General features: G+C 71.4%; 15 protein-coding genes. 5 read left to right on the top strand and 10 right to left on the bottom strand.

Annotation, left to right across the window (positions count from 1 at the left end):
• Positions 1-102: 102 nt before the first annotated feature.
• Complete coding sequence (locus ACZ4FH_RS29245; protein ID WP_467308622.1) at positions 103-1125, bottom strand: terpene synthase family protein; 1023 nt, start codon at positions 1123-1125, stop codon at positions 103-105.
• A 307-nt stretch (positions 1126-1432) separates the two neighbouring features.
• Between ACZ4FH_RS29245 and ACZ4FH_RS29250 the strand changes: the two genes are divergently transcribed.
• The 5 genes from ACZ4FH_RS29250 to ACZ4FH_RS29270 all read left to right on the top strand — a co-directional run bounded on the left by ACZ4FH_RS29250 (position 1433) and on the right by ACZ4FH_RS29270 (position 7832).
• Positions 1433-2899, top strand: a complete 1467-nt coding sequence (locus tag ACZ4FH_RS29250; protein ID WP_467308624.1) for a GuaB1 family IMP dehydrogenase-related protein — start codon at positions 1433-1435, stop codon at positions 2897-2899.
• 196 nt (positions 2900-3095) lie between these two features.
• Entirely contained in the window at positions 3096-4553 is a 1458-nt protein-coding gene (locus tag ACZ4FH_RS29255; RefSeq protein WP_467308625.1) for an aldehyde dehydrogenase family protein, read from the top strand.
• Between the two features lie 128 nt (positions 4554-4681).
• Positions 4682-5137 carry an Lrp/AsnC family transcriptional regulator gene (locus ACZ4FH_RS29260; RefSeq protein WP_383651229.1) on the top strand — a complete coding sequence of 152 codons (456 nt, stop codon included), beginning with the start codon at positions 4682-4684 and terminating at the stop codon, positions 5135-5137.
• Positions 5138-5289: 152 nt separating this feature from the next.
• Positions 5290-6087 carry a carbon-nitrogen hydrolase family protein gene (locus ACZ4FH_RS29265; RefSeq protein WP_467308626.1) on the top strand — a complete coding sequence of 266 codons (798 nt, stop codon included), beginning with the start codon at positions 5290-5292 and terminating at the stop codon, positions 6085-6087.
• 44 nt (positions 6088-6131) lie between these two features.
• Positions 6132-7832, top strand: a complete 1701-nt coding sequence (locus ACZ4FH_RS29270) for a flavin monoamine oxidase family protein (protein ID WP_467308627.1) — start codon at positions 6132-6134, stop codon at positions 7830-7832.
• 10 nt (positions 7833-7842) lie between these two features.
• Here ACZ4FH_RS29270 and ACZ4FH_RS29275 read toward each other — a convergent pair whose 3' ends face one another.
• From ACZ4FH_RS29275 to ACZ4FH_RS29315, 9 genes are all read right to left on the bottom strand, one after another.
• Positions 7843-8691, bottom strand: coding sequence for a fumarylacetoacetate hydrolase family protein (locus ACZ4FH_RS29275; protein WP_467308629.1), 849 nt, complete (start codon positions 8689-8691; stop codon positions 7843-7845).
• Between the two features lie 41 nt (positions 8692-8732).
• Entirely contained in the window at positions 8733-9761 is a 1029-nt protein-coding gene (locus ACZ4FH_RS29280) for a hydroxyacid dehydrogenase (protein ID WP_467308631.1), read from the bottom strand.
• Positions 9745-10800: a dihydrodipicolinate synthase family protein gene (locus ACZ4FH_RS29285; RefSeq protein ID WP_467308633.1), complete on the bottom strand. Its 1056-nt coding sequence runs from the start codon at positions 10798-10800 to the stop codon at positions 9745-9747. Before ACZ4FH_RS29285 ends, ACZ4FH_RS29280 begins: the two co-directional genes overlap by 17 nt.
• 8 nt (positions 10801-10808) lie before the next feature.
• Entirely contained in the window at positions 10809-11837 is a 1029-nt protein-coding gene (locus tag ACZ4FH_RS29290) for an NAD-dependent epimerase/dehydratase family protein (RefSeq protein WP_467308634.1), read from the bottom strand.
• A 6-nt stretch (positions 11838-11843) separates the two neighbouring features.
• Positions 11844-12791, bottom strand: a complete 948-nt coding sequence (locus tag ACZ4FH_RS29295) for a carbohydrate ABC transporter permease (protein ID WP_467308635.1) — start codon at positions 12789-12791, stop codon at positions 11844-11846.
• A 5-nt stretch (positions 12792-12796) separates the two neighbouring features.
• Positions 12797-13702 carry a carbohydrate ABC transporter permease gene (locus ACZ4FH_RS29300; protein ID WP_467308636.1) on the bottom strand — a complete coding sequence of 302 codons (906 nt, stop codon included), beginning with the start codon at positions 13700-13702 and terminating at the stop codon, positions 12797-12799.
• A gap of 95 nt (positions 13703-13797) precedes the next feature.
• On the bottom strand, positions 13798-15057 hold the full coding sequence (locus tag ACZ4FH_RS29305; RefSeq protein WP_467308638.1) for an ABC transporter substrate-binding protein: 1260 nt from the start codon (positions 15055-15057) through the stop codon (positions 13798-13800).
• Between the two features lie 41 nt (positions 15058-15098).
• Positions 15099-16355 (bottom strand): Gfo/Idh/MocA family protein, encoded by a 1257-nt coding sequence (locus ACZ4FH_RS29310; protein WP_383651239.1) that lies wholly within the window; start codon positions 16353-16355, stop codon positions 15099-15101.
• A 41-nt stretch (positions 16356-16396) separates the two neighbouring features.
• A complete protein-coding gene (locus tag ACZ4FH_RS29315; protein ID WP_467308648.1) occupies positions 16397-18469 on the bottom strand; it encodes a peptidase C14 in 2073 nt (690 codons plus the stop codon).
• Positions 18470-18475 lie beyond the last annotated feature (6 nt).

The raw sequence follows: 18475 nt of genomic DNA on the forward strand, positions 1-18475 counted from the left end.
GGGGGGGGGGGGGGGGGCCCCCCCCGGGGGGGGGGGGGGCGCCCCCGGGGGGGGGGGGGGGGGGGGCGCCCCCCCCCCCCCCCCCCCCCGACGCGTATGCGCTCAGTGCTTCTCGACGCCCAGGACCGTCGCCTCCAGATACTGCTCCGGCCGCTCGTACTGGGCGACGTCGTCCGGGTTGTAGCGGGGCGTCTGCCGGGACCAGTCGAGGTTCCCGCGCATCCAGCTCCGCATCCCGTCGAGATACGGCCGCAGCATCGGGGCCAGCTCCGGATGGGCGGCCAGCAGCTCCGCCTCCGCGTGGAGGAAGCGCTCGGTCTCGGTGGCGATCTCCGCGCAGACGTGCTCCAGCGCCTCCTGCTTGCCGTGGCCGCGGTGGTGGCGGACCAGGTGGACGAGGTTGTGGATCTCGCCCAGCACCTGCTCCTTCTCGTACGAGTACACGTCGTTCGCCCAGCACACGACGTTGCACGAGGCTTCCAGCGCGGTGATGAAGCGCGGGTCGTTGTGGATCGACTGGGGGGCCTCGATGCCCTCCACGATCTCTATGAGGTCCATGCAGACATGTATCGCCCCGGTGTGGCGGCGCTTCTCGATGTAGGTGGCCTCCGCGGGGACGACGCCGGCGGCGCGGTTCCCGGCCTCCCAGGTGGTGGCCGTCGTGAGGTAGGTGATCAGATGCCAGGCGAACCGCCGGCGCCAGTGGACGGCCGCGGTGGGAGTGGTGCGTTCCCACAGGTCGATGAGGGCGACCACCGCGGCGGGCAGCTCCTCGTTCTCCAGGACGCCGGTGCGGCGGCCCTCGACGACGTTCTGCATCAGCGCGACCACGTCGCGCACCCGGTCGGGGCTGCGGCCGAGATGGCCGTCGTCGAGCTGGTCGTCGACCAGGAACAGCCAGACGAACCAGTCCGCCACCAGGTCCAGCTTCTCGCTGTCCGCCGTCGGGTAGACCATGCCGACGAAGGCGCCGAAGTCCGCCTGCTCGAAGCGCTCCCTGGCCGATTCCCGGTGCACCAGACCGGTCTTGCGCGTCCAGCGGTCCAGATGCTCCCGCACATGCGGCACGTGCGGATTGGTCTGCGGGACGAACGGGCAGTAGATGTCCGGAAGTTGGCTGTCCACGGGCGGCACGTGATCCTCTCCGGTCGTGTGTGCGGCGCGAGTTGGGGCCGCGCCGCCTGTTGATCCGGGGCGTTGGGGAGACCCGCGGGACCTGCGCGTTTGAAGCTACCTGACCCCCAGTCACCAGGTCCAGGGGGGATGATCACGAATGATTCGCACGCCTGTCGGGTAGGGTCTGCGGGCAAGGCAGGTTCCACTTGCCCGGGACTCCCGAGATCCTCCCTTGGAGGAACATACGAACGAGGGAGTCATTTGCTGTGTCTTCGTGGAAGCGACCTGCGCCGTTTCGTATGAAAAAATGAGCCTTATGCGTTTTCTTGAGCCCGGCACCGGTCGTTACACAGAGTCCCCTTCCGTCCCGTACGACCTCACGTACGACGACGTCTTCATGGTTCCGGGCAGGTCGTCGGTCGGATCGCGCCAGGGCGTCGACCTGGCCTCGCCCGACGGCACCGGCACCACCATCCCCCTCGTCGTGGCGAACATGACCGCCATCGCGGGCCGCCGGATGGCCGAGACCGTCGCCCGCCGCGGCGGCCTCGTCGTCATCCCGCAGGACATCCCGATCGAGGTCGTGACCGACGTCATCGGCTGGGTCAAGACCCGCCACCTGGTGCTCGACACCCCCATCGTGCTGGCCCCCGGCCAGACCGTCGCCGACGCCCTGTCGCTGCTGCCCAAGCGCGCCCACGGCGCCGGGGTCGTCGTGGACGCCGACGGCCGGCCCGTCGGCGTGGTCACCGACCACGACCTGACCGGCGTCGACCGCTTCACCCAGCTGACCGAGGTCATGTCCAAGGACCTGCTGCTGCTGGACGCGGACATCGACCCGCGCGACGCGTTCAACAGGCTCGACGGCGCCAACCGCAAGCTCGCCCCCGCCGTCGACGCCGACGGCAGGCTCGTCGGCATCCTCACCCGCAAGGCCGCGCTGCGCGCCACCCTCTACACCCCGGCCACCGACGGGGCGGGCAAGCTGCGGATCGCGGCCGCCGTCGGGATCAACGGCGATGTCGCGGGCAAGGCCAAGCAGCTGCTCGACGCCGGGGCCGACACCCTCGTCGTCGACACCGCGCACGGCCACCAGGAGTCGATGATCAGCGCCGTGCGCGCCGTGCGCGCCCTCGACCCGCGAGTGCCGATCGTGGCGGGCAACATCGTCGCCGCCGAAGGGGTGCGCGACCTCATCGAGGCCGGCGCGGACATCATCAAGGTCGGGGTCGGCCCCGGCGCCATGTGCACCACCCGCATGATGACCGGCGTGGGCCGTCCGCAGTTCTCCGCCGTCCTGGAGTGCGCGGCCGAGGCGAGGAAGTACGGCAAGCACGTCTGGGCCGACGGCGGTGTCCGCCACCCCCGCGACGTCGCCATGGCGCTCGCCGCCGGCGCGTCCAACGTGATGATCGGCTCCTGGTTCGCGGGCACCTACGAGTCGCCCGGAGACCTCCAGCAGTCCGCCGACGGACGCTTCTACAAGGAGTCCTTCGGCATGGCGTCCGCGCGCGCCGTCAAGAACCGCACCTCCGACGAGTCGGCGTACGACCGGGCCCGCAAGGCGCTCTTCGAGGAGGGCATCTCCACCTCGCGGATGTTCCTGGACCCGGCCCGCCCCGGCGTCGAGGACCTGATCGACTCGATCATCGCGGGCGTCCGCTCCTCCTGCACCTACGCCGGTGCGGCCTCCCTCGCCGAATTCACCGAGAAGGCCGTCGTCGGGGTGCAGAGCGCCGCCGGTTACGCGGAGGGCAAGCCGCTGCACGCCAGCTGGAGTTGATCCCGCAGGATCGCAACCACCTCGCCCCTTCCGGCCGTTCGTGCCGGAAGGGGCGTTGTCGTGCGTGCCCCGCGGTGATCCCCGTGGGCGTGGCGGCAGGCGTCGGACGGAGCCCCTCGGAGCCGTACCAACTCCGTTGGAAGATAAGTAATATGAATCCGATTCAGCTGTCCGCCCCTCTCCGGTAAGGGATCCCATGTCCTTCTTCACCGAACTGGCCCATCAGTACATCGACGGAGAGTGGAGGCCGGGCAAGGGGTCCTGGGACATCGTCGACTTCAACCCGTACGACGGGGAGAAGCTCGCCTCCATCACCGTCGCCACGGCCGACGAGGTGGACCAGGCGTACCGCGCCGCCGAGAGCGCCCAGCAGGCGTGGGCGGACACCAACCCCTACGCCCGCCGGGCCGTGCTGGAGAAGGCGCTGCGCATCGTCGAGGAGCGCGAGGACGCCATCGCCGACGCGATCGTCGCGGAGCTGGGCGGCACCCGGCTGAAGGCCGCCTTCGAACTGCACCTGGCCAAGGAGTTCCTGCGCGAGGCCGGTGTCCTCGCGCTCCGCTCCACCGGGCAGATCCTGCCCTCCCCGACCCCGGGCAAGGAGAACCGCGTCTACCGCCTCCCGGCCGGGGTCGTCGGCGTCATCAGCCCCTTCAACTTCCCCTTCCTGCTCTCCCTGAAGTCGGTGGCGCCCGCCCTCGCCCTGGGCAACGCCGTCGTCCTCAAGCCCCACCAGAACACGCCCGTCTGCGGCGGCACCCTGGTGGCCAAGGTGTTCGAGGACGCCGGGCTCCCCGCCGGTCTGCTCAACGTCGTCGTCACCGACATCGCCGAGATCGGCGACGCGCTGCTGGAGCACCCCGTCCCACAGGTCATCTCCTTCACCGGCTCCGACAAGGTGGGCCGCCACGTCGCCACGGTCTGCGCGGCGAACCTCAAGCGCGCGGTGCTCGAACTCGGCGGCAACAGCGCGCTGATCGTCCTCGACGACGCCGATGTGGACTACGCCGTCGACGCGGCGGTCTTCAGCCGGTACGTGCACCAGGGACAGGTCTGCATGGCCGCCAACCGCATCCTCGTCGACCGGGCGGTGGAGCGCGAGTTCACCGAGAAGTTCGTCGCCAAGGTCGCCTCCCTGCGCGTCGGCGACCCGGCCGACCCCGCCACCCAGATCGGCCCGCTGATCAACTCCACCCAGGCCGAGGCGATATCCGCGCTCGTCGACCGCACCGTCGCCGACGGAGCGACCGCCCTGCTGCACGGCCGGGCCGAGGGCAACCTCGTCAGCCCCTCCGTCCTCACCGGCCTGCCCGCCGGCTCCCCGGTCCTCTCCCAGGAGATCTTCGGCCCGGTCGCCCTGCTGGTGCCCTTCGACGGCGACGACGAGGCCGTCCGGATCGCCAACGACACCCCGTACGGCCTCAGCGGCGCCGTGCACAGCGGCAGCGTCGAGCGCGGCGTCCGCCTCGGGCAGCGCATCCGCACCGGCATGATCCACATCAACGACGGCACGGTCCACGACGAGCCCGTCGTCCCCTTCGGCGGCGAGAAGAACTCCGGGCTGGGACGGCTCAACGGCGACTCGATGCTGGAGGCCTTCACCACCCAGAAGTGGATCTCCGTGCAGCACGGGCGCTCGCAGTTCCCGTTCTGACCCCGCACCCCCCGCGGTGAGCGCGCCCCGAGGGGCGGGCCGTGGTCTACTTCCGAGGGCGACACCGCCCGGCCGGCCACCACGACCCGCCCCGACCGGGGCCAGCGCAGAGAAGTGACCCGTACGACGTGCGACTGAACGACCTCGACGAACGCATCGTCCACGCCCTCGCGGAGGACGCCCGCCGCTCCTACGCCGACATCGGCGCGCTCATCGGACTCTCCGCCCCCGCCGTGAAACGCCGGGTGGACCGGCTCCGCGCCGAAGGGGCCATCACCGGCTTCACCGTACGGGTCGACCCCGCCGCGCTCGGCTGGGAGACCGAGGGCTACATCGAGATCTACTGCCGCCGCAACACCTCCCCGGAGTCGATCAAGCAGGGCCTGGCCCGCTATCCCGAGGTCGCCTCGGCCTCCACCGTGACCGGCGACGCCGACGCCCTGGTCCAGGTCTTCGCCGCGGACATGCGCCACTTCGAGCAGGTGCTGGAGCGGATCGCCGGCGAACCGTACGTCGAGCGGACCAAGTCCGTGCTGGTGCTCTCACCGCTGCTGCGGCGCTACTCCTCCGGCTCGCCCGGATAGCACCGGCCCCCGCGCAACGAATCACCGCATCCGCGCGCCCACGCGCAACGGATCGACGGTCGGTGCGCAACACTCGCGCCTTGTCCGGGGCGAATCACGGAACGTACCGTCGATACGTCTCCCCGTCCCGCCCGCGTTCCCCGAGGTCAGCCATGCCGCCGTTGCGCACCGCCCTGCTCCAGGACTCCGGATTCCCGGGCTCGGTGGCCCGCAATCTCGACGCCCTGGACGGTGCCGCGGGGCGCGCCGCCGCCGCGGGCGCCCGGCTCCTCGTCTGCCCGGAGCTGTACCTCACCGGCTACGCCATCGGCGACGACGTGCCCCGGCTGGCCGAGGCCGCCGACGGGCCCTCCGCACGGGCCGTCGCCGCGATCGCCGCCCGCCACGGGCTGGCCGTCGCCTACGGATACCCGGAACGCGAGGGCGACACCCTGTACAACGCGGTCCGGCTCGTCTCCGCCGACGGCACCCCCCTCGCCCACTACCGCAAGACCCACCTCTACGGCGAGTTCGAGGAACGCTGGTTCACCCCCGGCGACCGGCCCGTCGTCCAGGCCGAGGTGGACGGCGTCCGGGTCGGCCTGCTGATCTGCTACGACGTCGAGTTCCCGGAGAACGTACGGGCGCACGCCCTGGCCGGCACCGATCTGCTCCTGGTGCCCACCGCGCTGATGCACCCCTACGCGTTCGTCGCCGAATCCCTCGTCCCGGTCCGCGCCTTCGAGAACCAGCTCCACCTCGCGTACGCCAACCGGACCGGCACCGAGGGCCCCTTCGAGTTCACCGGACTCAGCTGCCTGGCCGGACCCGACGGCACCGTCCGCGCCCGCGCCGGACGCGGCACCGAACTCCTCGTCGGCGACGTCGACCCCGCGCTGCTGGCCGCCTCCCGGGCCGCGAACCCCTATCTCCGCGACCGCCGCCCCGGCCTCTACGGCTCCCTCGTCTGAGCCCGCCCCGCCCCTTCCCTTCACCCGCCAGGAGCCCGTACCCCATGACCGCAGTGCCCCCCGCCGTCCAGCACACCGAGGAAGCGGCCCCGCCGATCACGATGTTCGGCCCGGACTTCCCGTACGCGTACGACGACTACCTCGCGCACCCGGCGGGACTCGGGCAGATACCGGCGACCGAGCACGGCAGCGAGGTGGCCGTCATCGGCGGCGGGCTCTCCGGCCTCGTCACCGCCTACGAACTGATGAAGATGGGACTGCGGCCCGTCGTCTACGAGGCCGACCGCATCGGCGGACGGCTGCGCACCGTCGCGTTCGACGGCTGCGCCACCGACGGCGAACCCCTCACCGCCGAGATGGGCGCCATGCGCTTCCCGCCCTCGTCGACCGCGCTCCAGCACTACATCGACCTGGTCGGCCTGGAGACGAAGCCGTTCCCCAACCCGCTCTCCCCGGCCACCCCCTCCACCGTCGTCGACCTCAAGGGCGCATCGCACTACGCCCGCACCATCGACGAACTCCCGCAGGTCTACCGCGATGTGATGGACGCCTGGAACCGCTGCCTGGAGGAGGGCGCCGACTTCTCCGACATGAACCGGGCGATGCGCGAACGCGACGTCCCCCGGATCCGCGAGATCTGGGCCCGGCTGGTCGAGAAGCTCGACAACCAGACCTTCTACGGCTTCCTCTGCGACTCCGACGCCTTCACGTCGTTCCGGCACCGCGAGATCTTCGGCCAGGTCGGCTTCGGCACCGGCGGCTGGGACACCGACTTCCCCAACTCCATCCTGGAGATCCTGCGCGTCGTCTACACCGAGGCCGACGACCACCACCGCTCCATCGTCGGCGGCAGCCAGCAGCTCCCGCAGCGCCTCTGGGAACGCGAACCGCGCAAGATCGTCCACTGGCCGCTCGGCACCTCACTGGCCTCGCTGCACGGCGGCGCCCCGCGCGGCGCCGTCACCCGGCTGCACCGCACGGCCGGCAACCGGATCACCGTCACCGACGACTCCGGCGACATCCGCACCTACCGCGCCGTCGTCTTCACCGGGCAGTCCTGGCTGCTGCTCTCCAAGATCGACTGCGACGACGCGCTCTTCCCCATCGACCACTGGACGGCGATGGAACGCACCCACTACATGGAGTCGTCCAAGCTCTTCGTCCCCGTCGACCGCCCGTTCTGGCTGGACAAGGACGAGACCACCGGCCGCGACACCATGTCGATGACGCTCACCGACCGGATGACCCGGGGCACCTACCTCCTGGACGACGGCCCGGACCGCCCGGCCACCATCTGCCTCTCCTACACCTGGTGCGACGACAGCCTGAAGTGGCTGCCGCTCTCGGCGGCCGAGCGCATGGACGTCATGCTGAAGTCGCTCGGCGAGATCTACCCGAACGTCGACATCCGGGGCCACATCACCGGCAACCCGGTCACCGTCTCCTGGGAGAACGAGCCCTGGTTCATGGGCGCGTTCAAGGCCAACCTGCCCGGCCACTACCGCTACCAGCGGCGGCTGTTCACCCACTTCATGCAGGACCGGCTGCCCGCCGACAAGCGGGGCCTGTTCCTGGCCGGCGACGACATCTCCTGGACGGCCGGCTGGGCCGAGGGGGCCGTCCAGACCGCGCTGAACGCCGTCTGGGGCGTGATGACCCAGTTCGGCGGCGCGACCGACACGACCAACCCCGGCCCCGGCGACGTCTTCGACGAGATCGCCCCCGTCGAACTCCCGGAGGACTGAACCCCGGCCGCTACGCGGGCCGGCAGACGCTGCGCTGCCGGCCCAGCCCCGCGATCTCGATCTCCATCACATCGCCGTCCGCCAGATACGGGAACCGCCCGGACAGCGCCACGCCCTGCGGCGTCCCGGTGTTGATGACATCACCCGGCTCCAGCACCAGGTACTGCGACAGATGGTGCACCAGATGCGCCACGCTGAAGATCATGTCCGCGGTGGAGGAGTCCTGCCGGGCCTCACCGTTGACGAAGCTCCGCAGCCGCAGCGCCTGCGGGTCGCCCACCTCGTCGGCCGTCACCAGCACCGGGCCCAGCGGGTTGAAGGTCGCGCAGCTCTTGCCCTTCGACCACTGACCGCCCGACTCCTCCAGCTGGAAGGCGCGCTCGGAGACGTCGTTGCTCACCGCGTAGCCCGCGATATGGGCGGCGGCGTCGGCGGGGGAGTCCAGATAGGAGGCCCGGCGCCCGATCACCACGGCCAGCTCCACCTCCCAGTCCGTCTTCCTCGAACCGCGCGGGATCAGCACGTCGTCGTACGGGCCGACCACCGTGTTGGGCGACTTGTAGAAGAGGATCGGCTGCTCGGGCGGCTCGGCACCGGACTCCGCGGCGTGGGCCGCGTAGTTCTGCCCGATGCACAGCAGCGCGGAGGGCCGGGCCACCGGGGCGCCGACGCGCTGCCCGGTGATGTCGGTCTCCGGGAGCTTCGGCTCGGCGGGGATCAGGTGCGGGTTGTCGGCCAGGGCCGCGAGGAAGGCGCCGTCGATGTCGTCGGTGACGCCCGACAGATCGTAGTGACGGCCTTCGGGACAGACGGCGACGGGGCGCTCGTGGCCCGGCTCGCCGATGCGCATCAGACGCATGGTGGTGGATCTCCTGACGGTACGGGGATGAGGGAACGGGTTCAGTGCAGGCGGGCCAGGGCGTCGGCGGTCACGGCGTGCACCGGGGGCCGGCCGGCCAGCAGCCGCAGCACCTCGTTCACCGCGCTGGTGCCGAGCCGCTGCCGGCACTCCACGCTGCCCGCCGCCTGGTGCGGGGTCAGCAGCACGTTCGGCAGGGCGCGGAACGGGTGGCCCACCGGCAGCGGCTCGGCGTCGAACACGTCGATCGCCGCGTCGAGCCGCCCCGAGGACAGCTCCGCCAGCAGCGCGTCCTCGTCGACCAGCCAGGACCGAGCGGTGTTCACCAGCCCCGCCCCGTCCGGCATCAGGGCCAGCTGCCGCGCCCCGAGCATCCGGTGGGTCTCCTCGGTGACCGGGGCGTGCACGGCCACGATCCTGCTGCGCGACAGCAGCGTCTCCAGGGACACGGACTCCACTCCCAGCTCCCGGGCGTCCGCCTCCGACAGGAACGGGTCGGTGACGCTCACCCGCGCCCCCATCGCCCGTGCCAGCGCGATGTAGGCGCGCCCGGTCCGCGAGGCGCCGATCACCCCGATCGCGCTGCCGTGGATCTCGTGGCGCGGCGGGGCCTCGCTCGCCGCGGCCCAGTCCAGCCCGGAGCGCAGCGCGTGGTCGAAGCGGTGGACGCGGTGGAGCAGCGCCAGGGTGAAGGCGAGCGCCACCTCGGCGACCGGCCGGGCCATCTCGTCCCCGGCCTGGGTGACCCGCACCCCGCGCCGGAACACGTCCTCGGTCACATAGGGGGCGACCGCCGAACCGGTGTGCGCGACCAGCTCCAGCCGGTCCGCGGCCTCCAGCAGGGCGGCGTCCACCTTCGGCGCGCCCCAGGCGGTGACCAGCGCCCGCGCGCCGGGCAGCGCCGCCGCGACGGCCGCCCGGTCCCGGTGGTCGTCGACGACGACGAGGTGAGCGGCCCGATCCAGCTCCCGCCACACCGCGTCGGTGAAGAACTGCCCGCGCAGCCCCGGCGGCACGGCCACGACGACCCGGGGCCGGTCCCCGGCCGCCGTCTCAGGAGAGCCAGTCATCGAGGTGCTCCGCGACGAAGGCGTCATCGGTCAGCCAGGGGTAGGCGGCACCGACCCGGGAGATCTCCTCGGCCTGGCCCGGGGAGAGCGTCTCGGCCGGGTCCAGGCAGCGGATGGTGGAGAGCAGGCCCTGGCGGCGCAGCACCTCGTGGACCCCGGCGATGCAGCCGCGGAAGGCACCGCGCACATCGAAGACCGCGCTGTTGGCGTCGGTCAGCTCGGGGCGGCGCGCCAGGCAGCGGACCATGGCCTCGTGGTCCCCGGCGCGGGCCCGCCGCACGTCCTCCAGCAGCAGTGCCGCGGAGCGCGTCCACACCGCCCACTGGCCGAGCAGCCCGCCGGCGAACCAGCGCGGGGTGCCGGCCGCCGTCTCGTACGGGGTCAGCAGATCGCCGATGATGTCGTCGTCGTTGCCGGTGTACAGGGCGACCTCGTCGGCCCGGTCCGCGGCGGCCACCGCGCGCACGACGTCGGCGGTGCGGTAGCGGTCGAAGGGGGCGATCTTCACCGCGACGGTGTGCGGCAGATCGGTGAACGCCGACCAGAACGCGGGCGACAGGTAGCGGCCGCCCACGGCCTCCTGGAGGTAGAAGCCGATCACCGGAAGGACCTCGCCGACCGCGCGGGCCCGGTCCAGCAGGCCCTTCTCGTCCGCTCCGGGGACGGCGGGGCTCAGCAGCACCGCGTCGTAGCCGAGCGATGCGGCGGTCTCCGCCTCGGCGACGGCCTGCGCGGTGTAGCCGCAGGCACCGGCGACCTTCACGAAGGGCCGGCCGGCCTCGGCGTCGATCGTCTCGGCGGCCAGCTCCAGCACCGGGCGGAACAGCCCGACCTCGCGTTCGCGGATCTCGAACTGGGTGGTGTGCACGGCGACGGCCGCGCCGCCCGCGCCCGAGGCCAGGTAGTAGCGGGTGAGCGCGCGCTGGCGGCGCTCGTCGAACGTGCCGTCCTCGTGCAGGGCGAGCGGATGCGCCGGGATGGCCACGCCGTCGGCGAGCAGCTCCAGCGCGGGGGTGGACAGCGGGGTGGGGGAGGACATGGGGTGGATCAGAACCTTCCGTCGCGGACCTGGAACTTGGTGGGCTTGCCGGACAGCGGCAGTCCCCGGCGCAGCCAGTCCGCCTGCCAGGAGACGAGGGTGCGCAGCGGGACGTCCGGGTAGCCGAAGAGGGCGTGGCAGCGGCTCGCGTCGGAGAGCAGCGCGGTGGGCGCCTCTTCGCCGGCCAGGACCGGCTCCGCGCCGAACTCCTCGCCGAACCATGCGGCGAGGCGGCGCACCGAGGCGGTCTCGGGGCCGGTGAGGTTGAGGGTGAACGCCTCGCCCCCGGTGGCGTGCAGCAGGACGCGCAGGGCGACCTCGTTGGCGTACCCCTGCCAGACCACGTTGGCGTGACCGGTCGTGACATCGACCGGCTCGCCGTTCATGACCCGGTGGGCGATGTCGGCGAGGACGCCGTAGCGCAGGTCCACCGCGTAGTTGAGGCGGATGTTGGCGACTTTGGTGGACCGGGTCAGGGCGGCGTGGTCGAAGATCCGCTCCCGGCCGAGGCAGGACATGGCGTACTCGCCGACCGGGCCGACCGGGTCGCTCTCGGTGCAGCCGCCGGAGGAGACGGGCACCAGCGGGTAGACGTTGCCGGTGGAGAAGGCGGCGATCCGCGCCCCGGACCAGCGCCGGGCGACCCGGTCCGGCATGGCGGCGTTGACCGCCCAGGCGTGCGAAGGGGCCCCGGCGGAGCCGAACTTGGCCCCGACCATGAAGACGACGTTCCCGGCGTCCGGCAGGGCGGCCAGATCGGCGGCCGGGTCCATCAGGTCGAAGGCGACGGTGCGCACCCCGGCCGCCTCCAGCTCCGCGGCCGCCGCCCGGTCCGACCAGCGGGAGACGGCGTGGACGGCCAGGTCCGTGCGGCCCGCGGCGTCCAGCGCCCGGCGGGCCAGCCGGCACAGGCTGGGGCCCATCTTGCCGCCCGCGCCGAGCACGAGCAGATCGCCCTCCAGCCGGCCGAGATCGGCGATCAGTGCGGGGGAGGGGGTGGCGAGCCGCTCTTCGAGCGCGGCCTCATCGGTGAACATGTGTGGCTATCCCTTGATTCCGGACGCGGTGACGCCCTCGGTGAAGTAGCGCTGGCCCACCATGTACGCGGCGAAGATGGGCACGAACGCGATGACGGAGCCGGAGAGCACCACATTGAGCGGCACGTTCTGCTGCTGGAGCGAGGCGATGCCGACGGTCAGGGTGCGCATGTCGGTGGACTGGCCGATGACCAGCGGCCACAGGAAGTCGTTCCAGTGCCACAGGAAGACGAAGACGCCGAGCGTGGCGAGGATCGGCTTCAGCAGCGGCAGCACGATCCGGTAGAAGATCTGCCACTCGTTGCAGCCGTCGAGCCGGGCCGCCTCGAACAGCTCGTCCGGCAGGCCCTGGATGAACTGCCGCATCAGGAACACCGCCTGGGCGTTGGCCAGGGTCGGCACGATCAGGCCCCAGTAGGTGTCCACGCCGCCGAGCTTCGCGATCATCGCGAAGGTCGGAATCATCGTGACGTGGTACGGGACCATCACCATCGACAGGAACGACCAGAACATCGTCTCCCGGCCCGGGAAGCGCTTCTTGGCGAAGGCGTACCCGGCCAGCGAGGCCAGCAGCAGCACGCCGACGACCGAGACGACGGAGTAGATCAGCGTGTTGAACAGCCAGCGCGGCACGTCCTGGGCGCCCATGACCGTGTCGTACGCCTCGCCGGTCAGAGGCCACGGCAGCAGGCTGCCGGGGAAGTCGACCGCCGCGGACGGCTTCAGCGAGAGCACGACCATCGCGTAGAACGGGAAGACCGTGACCAGCGCGGCCACCGTCAGCAGGACGGCGCGGCCGATCCGGCCGGCCCGGGTGGGGCGCATGCCGTGCGGAACGGTGTCCTGCTCGGAGAGCTTGCGCAGCCGGCGCTCGGCGCGGCGCGCGGCGCGGTCCGGGGGCGCGGGGGCCGGAGCGGCGGGCGGGGCCTTCGTCTCGGCGGGTGCTGTCGTCATGGTGGTCACTGGTCCTTCCCGATCACGAGCCGCTGGATCACCGCGACCACCACGGTCAGCGCGAAGAGCGCGACGCCGATGGCGGAGGCGTAGCCCAGGTCGAAGTACTTGAAGCCCGCGTCGTAGAGCTGGAAGACGAGCGTGTAGCTGGCGTTGGCGGGGCCGCCGCCGGTCATCGTGTACACGGCGTCGAAGACCTGGAACGAGGCCGTCGTCTCGATCACCGCGAGGAAGAACAGGGCGGGCTTGAGCTGCGGCAGCACGATGTACCGGAACCGCTGCCAGGGACCGGCCCCGTCGGTGAGCGCGGCCTCCTCCAGCTCGCGCGGGATGTCCTGCATCCGGGCGAGCAGGATGAGCATCCCGTAGCCGAAGCGCGACCAGACCCCGACGAGCGCGAGCGCCGGCAGCACCAGCACGTCGTCGGAGAGCCAGGAGGACTCCGACAGGCCGATCCAGCCCATCACGGTGGACCAGGGACCGCCGGTCGAGAAGATCCACACGAAGACCGTGGCGGCCAGCACCAGCGAGGTGACGACCGGCAGGAAGAACACCGAGCGGAAGAACTTGGCGCCGCGGAAGGCGCGCCGGGTGATCAGCGCCAGCGAGACCGAGGCGATCAGGGTGCCCGGCACGGCCAGCACGGTGTAGAGGACCGTGACCTTCAGCGCCTGCCAGAACAGCGGGTCGTCCCAGAGGCGGGTGAAGTTGTCCAGCCCGATGAAGCTGCCGCCGCCGGTCAGCGAGTAGTCGGTGAAGCTCATCAGCACACCGGCGACGCCCGGACCGAACCGGAAGGCGAGGAACAGCAGGAAGCAGGGGAGGACGAAGAGCAGGCCGATCCGGGCCTCGCGGCGCGCCTGCGGCCCGCTGCGACGGCCCCGGCGGGTGGGTTCCGCGACGACTGCCACGGGGATCTCCTTGCGGTACGGGGGAATTGCGGGGGGTCGGGGGAGTCACCCCCCGTGGGGCCGCGGGACCGGGGAACCGGCCCCGCGGCGTCGGGTCAGCGGCCGAGCATCGCCTGCGCGGCCTTCTGCGCGGCGTCCAGCGCGTCCTTGGGGCTCTTCTTGCCGAGCAGCGCCGCCTGGATCTCCGGGGCGAGCACGCCCTGGACCTCACGCGCCTTGTCCTGGAGCGGGCCCACGGTCATGCTCGGCAGGGTCGCGCCGACGGACTTCTGGAGCGCGTCGTCCGGGTAGAGGTCGCCGCCGGAGGTGCGGGCCGGGAAGTAGCCCGCGGCCTTCTGGAGACCGGCCGCGTTCTTCGACTCGGCCACGAAGTTCAGCCAGTCGCCGGTGTTCTTCTTGTCGGCGCCCTTCAGCATCGACAGGGCGCCCACCGTGCCGTAGCCGACCGAGGCGGTCTCCTTCAGCGGCGGCTGGACGACGATGTTCTCCTTGCCCCAGAACGGCTCGACGTCCGCCGGGGTGTTCTGCCAGGTGCAGGCGACCTTGCCCTTGGCGGTCGGGGTCTGCTCCAGCTTGGGCGTGGTGGTCACCAGGTCCTTGTCGGTGTACCCGCCGTCGACCAGCTTCTTCAGGTACGTCAGCGCCTTGACGCCGGCCGCGTCGTTGAAGGTGACGTTCTTGCCGTCCTCGGAGAAGACGTCGCCGCCCGCCTGCCACAGCAGCGGGTAGAAGGTCATGTTCAGCGTCTGCTGGGTGTCGCCGCTGTAGCTGGTGGCGTAGTAGCCCTTGTCCTTCAGCTTCGGCGCCAGCGCCTCCAGATCGGCCCAGCTCGTCGGGTAGGTCTTCTCCCCGATCGCGTCGAACACGCGCTTGTCGCAGATCAGCGGGTTGGCGCTGGTCAGGATCGGGGTGGCGAGCGCCGTGCCGCCGACCGTCACGGACTTCAGCGCGAAGTCGGTGTAGTCGGACTTGGCGTCGGCCGGCATGTACTCGTCGGCCGGGACGATGCTCTTGGCGTACTTCGGCAGCTGGTCCGGGATCAGATAGACCGCGTCCGGGCCCTTGCCCGAGGCGATCGCGGTGGCCAGCGCGGTGTCGCGGTTGGCCCACGGGAAGGTCTCCACCTTCACCTCGACGCCCGCGTGCTCCTTCTCGAACGCCTTGATCAGACCGTCCCAGTACGCCTTGTTCTTGGCCTCGTCGAAGATGACCGGGTAGGTCCACATGGTGACGGTGTTGCCGTCGTCGTCGCTGGAGCAGCCGGCGAGCACCCCGGCGGCGAGCGAGGTGGCCACGACCGGCACCGCGAGGGCGCGCAGTCTGGAACGGCGGGAGATGCGGGACGTACGGGACATGAGGGGGTCCTCCGAGGACATGAGGGTGGGAAGGGGGGAAGTCAGTGCGCCGGGACCGTCTGGACGGTGCCGGTGTGCCGGGCGCGTTCGGCGGCGAAGGCCGCGAGATGGCTGCCGAGCGAGGTGGCGGGTCCGGAGCGCACGGCCCCGGCGTCGCCGGTGGCGAGCGCGGTGACGAACGCCTCGACGAGCGCGGCGTCCCCGCCGCCGTGCCCGTCGGCCGCGTTCGAACCGGACGCGCCGAGTTCGTGGACGGTGGTCCCGCCGGTCCGGAAGTCCTGCACGGTGACGCGCTCGCCGTCCCCGATGAGCCAGCCGTGCGAGCCGAAGATCCGGGTCTGGCGGTGGGTCTGCTCGGTGAACGCGACCATCTGGAAGGTCGCGGTCACCCCGTCCGTCAGCTCCATGGCCAGGACCTGGTGGTCGACCACGTCGTTGTCGCTCCGGTACACACAGACCCCGTACGGGCCCTCGCGCAGGGCCTCGATCAGCCCGGCCTCGTCCGTCGCCTCGGTCACATGGGTGACCGGCCAGACCGCGCCCTTCTCCCGGATCGTGGGGAGGTACAGCTTCTGCGCGCTGTACGGGCAGCCCGGCTCGACCGCGCAGTCGAGGCACCGCTCGGCGGACCCGGCCGGGGCGTTCTCCGGCCGGAAGTGCTTCAGCCCGCCGAAACCGGTGACCTGCTCGATCCGGCCGCCCATCACATACGTGATCCAGTCCAGGTCGTGACAGGACTTGGCGAGCAGCATCGGGGAGGAGTCCTTCTCGCTGCGCCAGGGGCCGCGCACATAACTGTGCGCGTAGTGCCACCAGCCGACCGGCTCCAGATGGTCCAGCGAGACCAGCTGCCCGAGCACCCCGGAGTCCACGACCTCCTTCACCAGGTCGGTGTACGGGGTGTACCGCATGACGTGGCACACCGCGAACAGGACTCCGGCCCGCTCCACCCCCTCGACGATCCGGCGGGTCTCCTCCTCGGTCGGCGCGAGCGGCTTCTCGGCGAGGATCGCGTAACCGGCCTCCGCCAGGGCCAGCACCGGCTCCACGTGGTCGCGGTCCTGGGTGGCGACGATCACCGCGTCCGCGATCCGGTTCTCCACCAGCGGCCGCCAGTCGTCGAACTCCAGGGGAGCGCCGGCGGCGGCCCGCGCGGCGGGGCGCGGATCGGCGACGGCGACGAGTTCGGCGCGCTCGGGGTGCGCCTTGATCCACTCGGTGTACGTCAGACCGCGGTTGCCGGCGCCGACGAGCGCGATCCGGACGGGCCGGCCGGTGATCGGGGTGTGCGTGGTCACGGGAATCCCTGGTGGTCGGGGGTGGGAGAGGGGCTGAGCGGTCAGAACCGCAGGGTGGCGGCGGTGTGGGCGATCCGGTCGCCCTCCTCCGGGACGGCGGTGCGCGCGGTGCCGTCCTCGACGCAGCCGGTGTGCAGCAGATGGCCGCCCGCGCCGAAGGCCGCGGGGCGCAGTTCGAGCCGGCCGCCGGTGAAGGTCGAGCCGGTGGCCCGGTAGCGGTTGGTGCCGTCGGTGAGCCGGATGTGGGCGGTGGCCTCGTCGGTGGCCGAGTCGAGACCGCTGAGCCGCCAGTCGACGGTGCGGTCCCGGCCGGTACGGGAGAGCAGGGCGCCCTCCTTGTTGGTGCCCGAGAGCCGGGTGCCGTCGACCCGCAGCCGCTGGTCCTTCGCCGAGGTCAGCCTGAGCCCGGTGTCGCGCAGTTCGCCGCCGAGCACGGTGACGTCGGAGTGGGCGAGGGAGACCGGGGCGGTGTCCTTCGAACCGGTCAGCGTGCACTGGTCGATCACCAGCGGGCCGGTCCCGTTGAACACCGCGCCGTCCACGTCCTTGAGCACGTTGCCCCTCAGGGTCAGCGGGGCGGTGACACTGGCCTGGGTGACCTCGGCGCCCGCCGCGAACGCGAACGAGGAGTCGGCGATCACATTGGGCCGGGCGGACAGGTCCGAGGCCCGCGAGACGATCAGCGGTCCGGTGGCCGTGCAGCCGCGCATCTGGACGCCGTCCGCGTTGACCCAGAGCATTCCGGAACCGGCCAGCGACTCCTTGCCGACGACCAGCACGTCCTCCAGCGTCAGATCGGTGATCTTGACGCGGGCGACGAACCAGGAGCAGGCGTGGCGCCGCACGGTGATCCGTTTGGCCCGGCCGCCCCAGGCCGCGCCCGAGTTGGCGAAGGTCATCAGCCCGGAGTTGCCGGTGTAGACGAGGTCGTGCTCGAACTGGCCGTGGGTGACGAAGGGACCCTCGTCGTCACCGTCGCCGTGGCAGTTGGTGACGTAGCAGTAGGCGGAGGCCGTGAAGTCGTTGAGGTGGCGGGCGTTGGAGGTGTGGCAGTCCTCCACGTGCCCGTACAGACAGTAGATCTGCTGGGTGAGGTAGCCGGCCCCGCCGTAGGTGACGGACTTCGGGTTGGTGAGCGAGCACTGCTCGGTGCGGTAGTACGTGCACCAGCGGCGCATCACCACGGGCCAGAAGGTGCCGATCGCCTCGATGCCCGAGACGTCGCAGCGCACCGCGTACTCGTAGGAGACCGGGTGCGAACCGGTCATCTCGTCCTCGCCCCAGCCCTCGAAGACCATGTTGCGCACATGGGCGCGGTCCACCGGTTCGATCCGGGTCCAGGTCAGGGTGCGTCCCGCCGCCAGGTCCCAGCCGATCTGGTAGTTGACCCGGATGTGCGAGCCGTCCACGACATCGGTGACCTGGACGAGGCGCTGGATCTCCTTCTCGTACTTCCCGGCCAGGGCGTTGATCTCGACGGCCCACCACTGGCCGACCGCGAACTTCGCGGAGTCCCCGACCTCGAAGAGGTCCGAGAGGTCCGGCATCGCCGCGCCCAGGGTGTGTTCGACGGTGGTGTCGGTGACGGTGCCGCGGAAGGAGAGGACGGCGCCGAAGGGGTTGTCGTGGGTGTTCTTCTCGATGCCGGTGGTGTGGAGGGTGTGGCCGCCGAAGTCGAGTTCGATGTGGGAGCGGTCGAAGAGGTGGCGTCGGGTGAAGAGGAGGTCGGTGTGGCCTTCGACGCGGTGGACGTGGGGGTCGTTGACCATGGCGTCGAGGGCGGTGTCGGCGGGGGTTTCGGCGTCGAAGTGGCCGAAGGTGCGGAAGTCGAGGGTTCCGTTGTGGAGTTGGTGCCAGCGCCCGGTTCTGGGTGCGTGGGTGGGGGTGATGACGGTGCCGCCGTTGTGCGGGGCGGTGGAGGTGGTGTTCCAGCGCAGGAGCATGCCGCCGCCGTCGCCGGGGGTGCGGTAGCCGGCGAGGAGGACCTGGGTGCCGTTCTTGAGGGGTTTGGTGTTCAGGGCGCGCAGGGCGGTGACGGTGTCCAGGTGCAGGACGTCGCCGGTGGGTGCGGGCGCGGCCTGCGCGGTCCCGGTGGCCACGGCCGTACCGGCCATGACCAG

This window comes from Streptomyces sp. NPDC024555 (assembly GCF_055559335.1).